The organism is Streptomyces sp. NPDC031497, assembly GCF_055580905.1.
Map to the genome: position 1 here is coordinate 60,455 of NZ_JBVIKO010000006.1, position 11,614 is coordinate 72,068.

At 74.6% G+C, this 11,614-nt stretch carries 8 protein-coding genes; 6 read left to right on the forward strand and 2 right to left on the reverse strand.

Annotation, left to right across the window (positions count from 1 at the left end; translation table 11 throughout):
- Nucleotides 1-313 precede the first annotated feature (313 nt).
- On the forward strand, nt 314-730 hold the full coding sequence (locus ACZ5K7_RS14090; protein WP_351693455.1) for a cobalamin B12-binding domain-containing protein: 417 nt from the start codon (nt 314-316) through the stop codon (nt 728-730).
- Between the two features lie 163 nt (nt 731-893).
- On the opposite strand, the gene ACZ5K7_RS14095 is transcribed toward ACZ5K7_RS14090, so the two are convergent.
- Entirely contained in the window at nt 894-2,486 is a 1,593-nt protein-coding gene (locus ACZ5K7_RS14095; protein WP_468913328.1) for a DUF5691 domain-containing protein, read from the reverse strand.
- Between the two features lie 205 nt (nt 2,487-2,691).
- On the reverse strand, nt 2,692-4,047 hold the full coding sequence (locus ACZ5K7_RS14100) for an SWIM zinc finger family protein (protein WP_351693449.1): 1,356 nt from the start codon (nt 4,045-4,047) through the stop codon (nt 2,692-2,694).
- A gap of 132 nt (nt 4,048-4,179) precedes the next feature.
- On the opposite strand from ACZ5K7_RS14100, the gene ACZ5K7_RS14105 reads away from it, so the two are divergent.
- The 5 genes from ACZ5K7_RS14105 to ACZ5K7_RS14125 all read left to right on the forward strand — a co-directional run bounded on the left by ACZ5K7_RS14105 (nt 4,180) and on the right by ACZ5K7_RS14125 (nt 11,427).
- Nucleotides 4,180-5,361: an ATP-binding protein gene (locus tag ACZ5K7_RS14105; protein ID WP_351693446.1), complete on the forward strand. Its 1,182-nt coding sequence runs from the start codon at nt 4,180-4,182 to the stop codon at nt 5,359-5,361.
- Nucleotides 5,358-8,132, forward strand: a complete 2,775-nt coding sequence (locus ACZ5K7_RS14110; RefSeq protein WP_468913330.1) for a DUF5682 family protein — start codon at nt 5,358-5,360, stop codon at nt 8,130-8,132. Before ACZ5K7_RS14105 ends, ACZ5K7_RS14110 begins: the two co-directional genes overlap by 4 nt.
- Nucleotides 8,133-8,200: 68 nt before the next feature.
- Entirely contained in the window at nt 8,201-9,349 is a 1,149-nt protein-coding gene (locus ACZ5K7_RS14115; protein ID WP_468913893.1) for a VWA domain-containing protein, read from the forward strand.
- A gap of 191 nt (nt 9,350-9,540) precedes the next feature.
- Nucleotides 9,541-10,890 (forward strand): hypothetical protein, encoded by a 1,350-nt coding sequence (locus ACZ5K7_RS14120; RefSeq protein WP_468913332.1) that lies wholly within the window; start codon nt 9,541-9,543, stop codon nt 10,888-10,890.
- A gap of 249 nt (nt 10,891-11,139) precedes the next feature.
- Nucleotides 11,140-11,427 carry a hypothetical protein gene (locus ACZ5K7_RS14125; RefSeq protein WP_468913333.1) on the forward strand — a complete coding sequence of 96 codons (288 nt, stop codon included), beginning with the start codon at nt 11,140-11,142 and terminating at the stop codon, nt 11,425-11,427.
- Nucleotides 11,428-11,614: the final 187 nt, after the last annotated feature.

Consider the following 11,614-nt stretch of genomic DNA (forward strand, 5'->3'; position numbering starts at 1 on the left):
CCGACCTCCTGTCGGCGCGCGGAGGACCGCTCTGTCCCCCGTGTGCCCTCATGGGAGGCCGAGCGGAGGTGGCGAGGGTACGACGACGGGCCGCGTCGCGTGCCACTGTTGCCCCCGCGGACCACGCTGCGGCTCCCTGACGTGTCCCACTGTGTGTGATTTCCCCCTCGGTAACCTCCGCGAAACTGCCGGTTGCGGGATGCTGGAGATAACGTTCGTTCACTGGGGACGGGTGGCGGAACGCGTCATATGTGCGGTACTTGTCGGTACGCGCACATTCTGGCGTGTTCGTTTCATGGTCATGGAGGCAGTGATGGGTGTGGCAGCCGGTCCGATCCGCGTGGTGGTGGCCAAACCGGGGCTCGACGGCCACGACCGCGGGGCCAAGGTCATCGCGCGGGCGTTGCGCGACGCGGGCATGGAGGTCATCTACACCGGCCTCCACCAGACGCCGGAACAAATCGTCGACACAGCCATCCAGGAGGACGCCGACGCGATCGGCCTCTCCATCCTCTCCGGCGCCCACAACACCCTGTTCGCCGCGGTCATCGACCTCCTCAGGCAGCGTGACGCCGAGGACATCCTCGTCTTCGGCGGCGGCATCATCCCCGAGGACGACATCGCCCCCCTCAAGGACAAGGGCGTCGCCGCGATCTTCACGCCGGGGGCGACGACGACGTCGATCGTGGAGTGGGTCCGGGAGAACGTCCGGCAGCCCACGGAGGCGTAGGCCGCGTGCGCGGCAGGGCGGACCGGTCCGGACGGACCCGGCCCGACATGACCCCGGCGACTGGGCCGGACGGCCGGCACGCGCCCGGGCGTGGGGCCCTTCACGCCGCCGGGGTTCGGAGGCGCGGCCCCGGGAGCCGGGGAGCCGTCGTGGCATCGGACGCTCAGCTGTCGGCCGGCCCCAGTTCCTCCATCATCACCGCCCGCAACCGCAGCGTCGTCGCCAGCCGCTGGAACGCCTCCGCCCAGTACCCGCCGGCACCCGGTGACGCGTCCTCCCCTTCGTCCGGCACCGCCAGCAACGCGTCCAGCCGGCCCGCCTCCGCGGGATCCAGACAGCGCTCGGCCAGGCCCATCACCCCGCTGAAACTCCAGGGGTAACTCCCGGCGTCCCGAGCGATGTTGAGGGCGTCCACCACGGCCCGGCCGAGCGGCGCCGACCACGGTACGGCGCAGACGCCGAGCAACTGGAACGCCTCCGACAGGCCGTGCGCCGCGATGAATCCGGCCACCCACCCGGCCCGCTCCGCCCCCTCCAGCGTGCCCAGCAGCTTGGCCCGCTCGGCCAGCGACACCGCGCCCGGACCGCCCGCCTCCGGTGCCGCCGGGACCCCGAGCAGCGCTCTCGCCCACGCGGCCTCCCCCTGCCGTACGGCGGCCCGGCACCAGGCCGCGTGCAGCTCGCCCTGCCAGCCGTCCGCCACCGGCAGCGCCACGATCTCCGCGGGCGTACGGCCGCCGAGCCGCGGCGACCAGGTGGTGAGCGGGGCCGCCTCCACCAACTGCCCCAGCCACCAGGACCGTTCGCCGCGCCCGGTCGGCGGTTTGGCCACCACCCCGTCCCGCTCCATACCCGGATCGCACTCCGGCGGCGCCTCCACCGCGATCACCGGGCCGTCCCCCGTGTGGTCGACGGCCACACACGCCCCGGCCCGCACCGCCATCCGCCCCGCCAGCGCCGAGCCCGGCAGTGCGGACAGCAGCTCCGCCGCCGTCGTCCGCACGTTACGGCTCCGGTCCGACAGCGCCAGTTCCAGGAACGGCTCGTCCCCGGCGGCCAGTCCCGTGCGCAACGAGTCGAGGAACATCAGCCGGTCCTCCGCCCGCTCCGTCGCCCAGGTCCCGGCCAGCAGTTCGCGCGCCGCCTCGGGGGCACGGGCCCGCAGCGCCCCGAGCAGCGCGACCCGTTCCGCGAACAACCCCTCCTGCCACAACCGCCCTGTCGCCTCCGTGTCCCCGGGGCCGGGCAGGCTCGCGCCGCCGCCCGGGGCCGCGCGCAGGGCGAACCGCCAGTCCTGGTTGAGGCGGGCCAGCCACAGGGCGCGCGACCCGGCGAAGGCCAGCGCGGCGGGCCGCAGGTCGGTACGGCCCCGCGCCGCGTCCAGCAGCGCGGGCAGCGTCTGCGGAGGCGCGGCGAACCCGCGTGCGTTGGCCGCCGCGAGCCACTGGGGCAGCAGCTCCATGAGGTCGGGCGAGGTACCCCGGCGACCGCCGGTCCCGGTGCCGGGGCGGTCGGAGAGCAGCATCACCAGCCTGCGCGCCGCCGCGGCCGGCAGTGCGGGGCGCGGGTCCTCGGGAGCCGGTTCGGGGCGGTGCGCGGCCCGCGCGGGCCGCAGTCCGGCCCGTCGCCGTACGGTGGCCACGGCCGCCTCGTCCAGCAGGGCCACCGGAGCCTCCCGCCCGGGCCCCCCGGTCGCGGGCGGCCGCCGGTCCGTGCCCAGCAGAGCGGTGGTGACGAGGTCTTCCCAAGCGGTCACGGGGTTTCCTTTCTACGCGGCGGTCGGGTTGTGTGGGTTGGCGGGGTTGCGTGAGGCGGTCGGGTCGCCTGAGGCCGTTGGGTCGTGTGGGTTGGTGGGGTTGTCACCGGCCGTCGGGTTGCGCGGGTTGGCGGGGTTGTGTGAGGCCGTCGGGATGTGCGACGTGGGCGGGTTCTGCGAGTTGGGCGGATTCCGTGTGGTCGGGTCAGCACAGCGGCACCGCCTCGCCCTCGTGTTCCGGCCAGGCCGTCAGCGGTGTGAAGCCCCGGTGGCCGCACTCGCCGAAGACCGTGACCGGAGTCCCGCCGGAGAGCGCGACCAGTCGCCACAGGCCGGGCCGGGAGCGGGCGGCGGGGGAGAGCGGAAGCGCCAGCTCCCCGTCCGCGTCGGCCAGTTGCCAGGAGTCGCCGTCCGGGACGGGTACCACCCGGCCCAGCGTCACCGGCACCGACTCCAGCCAGGGGTCCTCCCGCAGCGCCTCCCCGTACCGGGCCGCCGCCCGGGTCGTCGTCATGCCGGGCGGCCGCATCGAGAGGGGTGCGGGCGCGGCGAACCGCTCGCCCAGGGCCGCCCGGTGCCCGCCCGAGCCAGGGTAGGCGGACAGCTCCGCGTCCAGGGCGAGACCGACCGGCAGCGCCAGCTCCGGGGCGCGGCCGGCCGCGCCGTAGGAGAGGAGCAGTGCCGTGCGGCCCGAGTCGGCGCCGTGCAGCCAGATCCGGCGGGTCGTCAGCTTCGCGTCCGCCGTGTCGTACTGGGCGAGGACCAGCCAGCGGTCGCGCACCGGCGGGCCGTCCGCCGAGGCGGGCAGGCCGACGCGGGAACGGATTGTGGCGGCCAGACCCTCCGGAAGCCGATCGCGGCGCAGCCAGCCCTGGTCGAGAAGGTGCAGCAGCGCGCACTCCTCCAGCAGCCGCACCGGCCAGCCGGGCCCGGAGCCCGGTATCGCACCCAACTCCCGCACCCGCCCGGCCAGCCCGGGCGCCTGGGCGTCGACCATGCGGGCCGCCGTCTCCTCCCACAGCCCGTACCCCGTCTGTTCGGCCGAGGCCAGGCCGCCGCGCAGCAGGTCGGTCAGGCGCTGCTCCAGTTCCGTGGCGCCCGCCGTGACCCGCTCGGCCCGCCGCTCCGCCCGCCGCCGGGCCGCCTCGGGATCAGCCGCGGCCGGGGAACTCCCGTCGCCCGCCGGCCGTTTGTCCTCCGCGCGCTTGCGCCGGCCCGCGATCCACTGCTCGGCCCAGTCCGGCGGCTGTGCCACCGTAGGCACCGTGTCGTCCTCGGCGGCCCACAGCAGGAGCAGCCCGAGGGCGTGTTTGCAGGGGAACTTCCGGCTGGGACAACTGCACTTGTACGCGAGCCCGGCCGGGTCCGCGATGTCCACGATCGTCTGGTACGGCTTGCTGCCGCTGCCCTTGCACAGTCCCCATACCGTCCCCTCCTCGCAACTCCCCGCCTCGGACCACGGCCCCGCCGCTCCGAGTTTGCTTCCCGCCTTGCGTGACGCGGCGTCAGGAGCCAGTGCCAGCACCTGGTCCGCGCTCCAGCGCACCCCCTGCTGAGTCATGTCCTCGAAGGTAGATCCCACCACTGACAATCGACCCTGCGAGCGTATTCGTGCAGGTCAGAGCGATTGTCAGTGGCGTGGTGCACGGTGGACACCAGATCCGAACCGGCCGAGCTGGAGGGGGCCTCAGCCATGACTGTGTCCGTGGAACCGACCGATCCGACGACCGCCGTACCGAGCCAGAACGACTCCGCGACCGGGGGCGGGGGCGTGACCGGGGGCGCCGCCACCGCACCCGACGCCCTGCGGCCGCACGCCGAGCACGCCTTCGCCGCCGAACTCGCCGTGCTGGCCGCACAGGACGACCGGCCGCGGCCGGCCCGCTGGAAGATGTCGCCCTGGGCGGTGGCCACCTATCTCCTCGGCGGCACCCTGCCGGACGGCACGGTGATCACACCGAAGTACGTCGGCCCGCGCCGTATCGTCGAGGTCGCCGTCACCACCCTCGCCACCGACCGCGCCCTGCTCCTGCTCGGCGTGCCCGGCACCGCCAAGACCTGGGTCTCCGAGCACCTGGCCGCCGCCGTCAGCGGTGACTCGACCCTGCTGGTGCAGGGCACGGCCGGCACTCCGGAGGAGGCGATCCGCTACGGCTGGAACTACGCCCAGCTGCTGGCCAACGGCCCGAGCCGGCACGCATTGGTGCCGAGCCCGGTCATGCGGGCCATGGCGGAGGGGATGACGGCGAGAGTCGAGGAGCTGACCCGGATCCCGGCCGACGTGCAGGACACCCTGATCACGATCCTGTCCGAGAAGACCCTCCCGATCCCGGAGCTGGGACAGGAGGTGCAGGCCGTCCGCGGCTTCAACCTGATCGCCACCGCCAACGACCGCGACCGGGGCGTCAACGACCTGTCCAGCGCCCTGCGCCGCCGCTTCAACACCGTCGTACTGCCGCTGCCGGAGAGCCCGGACGCCGAGGTCGACATCGTCGCGCGCCGCGTCGACCAGATGGGCCGCTCCCTCGACCTGCCGGCCGTGCCCGACGGCATCGAGGAGATCCGCCGGGTCGTCACCGTCTTCCGTGAGCTGCGCGACGGCATCACCACCGACGGCCGCACCAAGCTGAAGTCGCCGAGCGGCACCCTCTCCACGGCCGAGGCGATCTCCGTCGTCACGAGCGGCCTCGCCCTGGCCGCCCACTTCGGGGACGGCGTGCTGCGGGCCGGCGATGTCGCGGCGGGCATCCTCGGCGCGGTCGTTCGCGACCCGGCCGCCGACCGGGTCATCTGGCAGGAGTACCTGGAGACGGTCGTCCGCGAGCGGGACGGCTGGAAGGACTTCTACCGCGCCTGCCGGGAGGCGAGCGCATGAGCGACTCCGCGCGGCAGCGGACCGGGCCGCTGCTCCTGGGGGTACGGCACCACGGACCCGGCTCCGCGCGGGCGGTGCGGGCCGCTCTGGAGGCCGCCCGGCCGAAGGCCGTGCTGATCGAGGGACCGCCCGAGGCCGATGCGCTGATCCCGCTGGCCGCCGACCCGCAGATGCGGCCCCCGGTCGCTCTCCTCGCCCACGCCGTGGACGAGCCCGGCCGCTCGGCCTTCTGGCCGCTGGCCGACTTCAGCCCCGAGTGGGTGGCCCTCCAATGGGCCTTGGAACACGAGGTCCCGGCCCGCTTCATCGACCTGCCGGCCACACACACGCTGGCGTGGGCGAGGGGCGAGGGGGAAGCGGTCACGCCGCCCGCCACCGAGTCAAGCGACTCCGGTACCGAGGGCGGCGAGGCCGGCGACTTCGGCACCGAGGGCGGCGAGGCCGGCGACTTCGGCACCGAGGGCGGCGAGGGCGGCGGCTCCGGCACCGGGGCTGGCGGCTCCGGCACCGGGGCCGGTGAACCCGACGCGGAGGCCGGTGCATCCGGCGCCGGGGATGGTGCATCCGACGCGGAGGCCACTGCATCCGACGCCGAGCTGCGGATGCGGGTCGACCCCCTCGCCGCTCTCGCCGAGGCCGCCGGTTACGACGACCCCGAGCGCTGGTGGGAGGACGTCGTCGAGCACCGGGGCGGCACCGGGGAGCGGGAGTGGGACGTACTCGCGCCGTTCGCCGCGGTGGCGGAGGCGATGGAGGCGCTGCGGGAGACGTACGGGGTTGGCGGGCGCGACCGGGACCCGGTGCGCGAGGCGTATATGCGGCTCCAACTGCGCGCGGCGCAACGGGAGTTCGGCGAGGACGTCGCGGTGGTGTGCGGGGCGTGGCATGTACCGGCGCTGCGCGCGCGGAGCACCGTCGCGGCCGACAAGGAGCTGCTGAAGGGGCTGCCCAAGGTCAGGACGGACATGACCTGGGTGCCATGGACCAACCGCCGGCTGGCACGGGCGAGCGGATACGGCGCGGGTATCGACTCACCGGGCTGGTACGGACACCTGTTCCGGGCCCCGGACCGGCCGGTGGAGCGGTGGCTCACCAAAGTGGCCGGACTGCTGCGGGAGGAGGACCGGATCGTCTCCTCGGCCCATGTCATCGAGGCGGTACGGCTGGCCGAGACCCTTGCCGTGATGCGCGGCCGCCCGCTGCCCGGCCTGGGCGAGACGAACGACGCGGTGCGGGCGGTGCTCTGCGAGGGCTCGGACGTTCCGCTGGCGCTGGTGCACGACCGGCTGGTGGTCGGGGACGTGCTCGGGGAGGTGCCGGAGGCGGCGCCCGCGGTGCCGTTGCAGCGCGACCTGGTCCGGGAGCAGCGTCGGCTCAGACTCCGGCCGGAGGCGCTGGAGCGGGAGTTGGAACTCGACCTGCGCAAGGAGACCGATGCCGGGCGCAGCCGGCTGCTGCACCGGCTGCGGCTGCTGGGCATCGGGTGGGGCGAGCAGGCGCAGTCGAGGGGGAGCACGGGCACGTTCCGGGAGACCTGGCGGCTGCGCTGGGAGCCGGAGCTGTCGGTGCGGGTGGCCGAGGCCGGGGTGTGGGGGACGACCGTCGAGGGCGCGGCGACGGCCAGGGCCGAGTCCGACGCGGTGCAGGCGACCGCCCTCGCCGACGTCACCGCGCTCGCCGAGCACTGCCTGCTCGCCGGCCTGCCGGACGCGCTGCCGGTGGTGATGCGGGCGCTCGCCGACCGGGCCGCGCTGGACACGGACGTCGGCCAACTCGCCCAGGCCCTCCCGGCCCTGGTCCGTTCCCTGCGCTACGGCGATGTACGGGGTACCGACACCCGGGCGCTCGCCGAGGTGGCCGAGGGCCTCGCCGAGCGGGTCTTCGTCGGACTCCCACCGGCCTGCGCCGCCCTCGACGCGGACGCGGCGGAGGAGATGCGGGGGCATGTGGACGCGGTGCACACGGCGGTGGGGTTGCTGAGTGAGACTGCGACGGGCGCGGAGACCGTGTCGATGACGGGCGCGGACACCATGACGGTGGCGGGTGCCGGGACTGTGAGGGTGACGGGCGCCGCGACGGGAACGGGGACCGCGACGGGAACGGGGACCGCGACGGCGGGAGATGCGGAGACCGGCCCCGGCTCAGGCACTGGCTCCGGCTCAGGCACTGGCTCCGGCTCCGGCCCTGGCTCCGGCCCCGGCTCAGGCCCAGGCCGCCGTGACCTTCGTGGTCGCTGGCGGGCGGTGCTGCGTGTGCTCTCCGGGCGGGACACCGTGCCCGGGGTACTGCGGGGGCGGGCTGTGCGGATTCTGCTGGACGAAGGGGAGCTGGGGGCGGCGGAGGCGGCCCGGCTGATGGGGCTGGTGCTCTCGCCGGGGACCCCGCCGGCCGACGCGGCGGCCTGGATCGAGGGGTTCGTCGGGGGGAGCGGCGGTGGCGGGATGCTGCTCGTGCACGACGAGCGGCTGCTCGGCCTGGTCGACGCGTGGCTGACCGGGGTGGCGCCGGAGGCGTTCACGGACGTACTGCCGCTGCTGCGGCGGACGTTCTCTGCCTATGAGCCCGGGGTGCGCAGAACGCTCGGCGAGCTGGTGCGCCGCGGCCCGGGGGAGCGGCCGCAAGGGGCCGGGCAGATCGGTGGGACACCGGGTTTCGGCGCCGAGGCGGATGCCGAGCGCGCGGACGCCGTACTGCCGGTGCTGCGGCTGCTGCTCGGCCTGGACGACGCGGCGGCGGTTGACGACGACGACCTTGTGGGGGCGGGGAGATGACAGCGGGTCTGACGGACGGCGGCACCGGCTTCGACGTCTCGGTACAGAAAGCGCCGGAGACGCCGGAGATGCAGGAGGCGCAGGAACGGCTGCGGCGCTGGCGGCTGGTGCTCGGGGGTGAGGCCGCCGACGGGACCGGATGCACGCTGTCCGGGCGGGACGCGGCGATGGACGGGACGCTGGCCGCGCTCTACGGGAAGAGGGACGGACCGAGGTCGGGGCGGGAGCGTTCGGCGGGGCTGGGGGCGTCGGCGCCGTCGGTGGCGCGCTGGCTCGGGGACATCCGGAGGTACTTCCCGTCCTCCGTAGTCCAGGTCATGCAGCGTGACGCCATCGACCGGCTGGGGCTGGCCGCGCTGCTGCTGGAGCCGGAGATGCTGGAGGCGGTGGAGGCCGATGTGCACCTGGTCGGCACACTGCTCTCGCTCAACAAGGCGATGCCGGAGACGACGAAGGAGACGGCACGGGCGGTCGTACGCAAGGTCGTCGAGGACCTGGAGAAGCGGCTGGCCACCCGTACCCGGGCCACCCTCACCGGCGCCCTCGACCGCAGCGCCCGGATCAGCCGGCCTCGCCACCACGACATCGACTGGAACCGCACGATCGCGGCCAACCTCAAGCACTACCTGCCCGAGTACCGGACGATCGTGCCGGAGCGGCTCATCGGGTACGGGCGGGCGTCACGGTCGGTGAAGAAGGAAGTGGTGCTCTGCATCGACCAGTCCGGATCGATGGCCGCCTCGGTGGTGTACGCCTCGGTGTTCGGGGCGGTGCTGGCGTCCATGCGGTCCATCGAGACCCGGCTCGTCGTCTTCGACACGGCGGTGGTCGACCTCACCGACCAGCTCGACGACCCGGTGGACGTCCTGTTCGGCACCCAGCTCGGCGGCGGTACGGACATCAACCGGGCGCTCGCGTACTGCCAGTCGCAGATCACCCGGCCGACCGAGACCGTCGTCGTGCTCATCAGCGACCTCTACGAGGGCGGGATACGGAACGAGATGCTGAAGCGGGTCGCGGCGATGAAGGCGTCGGGGGTGCAGTTCGTGGCGCTGCTCGCACTGTCGGACGAGGGGGCGCCGGCCTACGACCGAGAGCACGCGGCCGCGCTCGCCGCGCTGGGGGCACCGGCGTTCGCCTGCACACCCGATCTCTTCCCGGAGGTGATGGCGGCGGCGATCGAGAAGCGGCCCCTCCCGGTACCGGACACCTTGTGAAGGAGACCGCATCAAGTCAAAGAGGTCTTGTGAACCGGTCATGATTACCCGTCGGTAAGAGGGGGCTTGCGCAAGGGAGGGCCGGGCGTGCGAGGATCGACGCCCGCGTCGCGGTCCGCGTTTCTCCGGGCCCTCGCGCCGCATCCCAGCTCCGCGTCCTCGTCCCGCCGCACGGGAGGATCCTCCCCGTCTTGACCTCGCCAGCCGTCGTGCCCGGTTCCGCCGCGCGTGTGTCGCGCACCGCGGCGGGGCGACGTGCGCTGCAACTGGCGCTGCTGGCCGGCGGACTGCTCGCGCTCGGCCTCCTCTGCGGAGGGCGGGCCCAGGCGGCCGAGGGGACGCCATCGGTGCCGTCGACGCCGTCGTTGACGGCCGTGATGGGTCGGCTGGGCGTGGAGAAGGTTCTTCCGCGCACCGAGACGGTGCGGGAGGGGGAGCGGGCGACGCCCCGCGTGACATCGCCCGGCCTGGCAGCGCCTTGTGAGGCGACGGCCCGCGCGGCGACGGCCCGCCTGACAGCCCCTCGCGAGGCAACGGTCCGCGAGGCGACGGCTCGCCTGACAGCCCCCCGCGCGACATCGCCCCGCCTGACAGCCCCTCGTGAGGCGACGGTCCGCGTAACGGTCCGCGAGGCCACGGCCCGCGAAGCCGTGCCCCGCAAGCCCGTCACCCAGTCGGCCCTCACGCGCTTCACGGCCCCCATGCGCTCCACGCTCTCCTCGGCCCCCGCGACATCCACCGCACCTGTGGCCCCAACGGCCCCCACCGCACCAGCGGCCCGCACGGCACCCTCCGCCCCCGCGCGGCCCACTGCCCTCACGCGGCCCACTGCCCCCGTCCTGCCCACTGCCCCCGCCCTGCTCTCCGCCCCCGCCCTGCCCACCGCGTCCGTCGTCACGGTCGTGCCGGTGGTGGGGGAAACGGTTCGCTCGGTGACCGTGGCCGTCACTGTGGCCGTGAGTCAGGGGCTCGGTGACGTGGTGCAGCAGGTGTCGGAGTTGCCGGCGGAGCTGGCCACGCTGCCCGTGCGGTTGCCCTCGCTCCCCACGCTCCCCACGCTTCCGGCGCTGCCGGGTACGTCCACCACCCCGCCGGTGTCGGAACCGCCCGGTGAGTCCGGCCCGGTGCCGCCGGTCACCTCGGCGCCCGGCACCACCGGGCCGCGGCCCGCGGTGACGGACGGCGGTCGGCAGCAGACGCCCCGTACGAAGAAGCCGGCGGTGACCGTCGGGTCGTCGTACGGGCCGCAGGGCACCACCGGCACCCTCGCCCCCGTCTCCCGGACGGCCGCGCCCACGCACACCGGCGGCCGCCGTGCCGCCCACGCCTTCGACTTCCCGAGCCACCCCGCGCCCACCGGAGACCCGGACGGGGCGCTGGGCAAGTCGGTGGTCGACGGCGGTTCCTCCCGGCACGGCGACGCCTACGCCGTGACCTTCGACGACCGGGCGCCGCTGCGGCTCGTGCCCGGTGCCGCCGCGCGTGTCGACGCGGCCGGGACCCGGGACAGGTACCGGGACATCCCCGTCTTCCCCGGCTAGGACAGCCGACCGTTTTCCTCACTCCCCGCCACCGACCTGTCGCGCGGGGGCGGAACAGGTCTGCCCGTCCGTCCGGAACCCCTGGGATCTCCCTCGGATCCCCCTGGGATCCCCCTCGGATCCTCGTGGACTCCCCTGCGAGCGTTCCGGTCGGCGAACTACCCAGCCGCGCTTCCGGCCCACCGGAGGCACTCCCGGCTTCGCGGATGCGTGACGCACGCACCGGAGCCCCGAAGGACTGACACACGCATGGACAAGAACATCAGCAGCTCCCTCGTCATAGCCGCCCACGACGTCACACGCCGGCGGTTCGGCGCGGAGGGGACGGGCCGGGTGGCCGGGATCCGCGCCGCGCAGGCCATCCAGGGGGCCCGGGCGGCACGGGCCGCGCAGGCCACGGCCAAGGCTCAGGCCATCGCCAGGGCACACGCCCAGGCCCTGCAGAGTCGAGCGGCGACCATGATCGGCGCCGCCGGCACCGCCCCCATGACCCCGGAGTACGTCCTCGGTCCACAGGCCAGGACCTACTCCGTCTGACTGACTACTCCCTCTGTCTCCTCCGTCTGACTCCCTGACTCCGCGGGGTGGCTCGGTGCGGGCGGCCGAACACCGTCGGTTCGCCCCCGCCGGGACCCCGCGGTCCGGGCCGGCCTGTCCCCGGTGGGGCGGGGACAGGCCGGCCCGCCCCGGAGGCTCGCGGCCCCCGGGGCGGAGGCCTCACCGG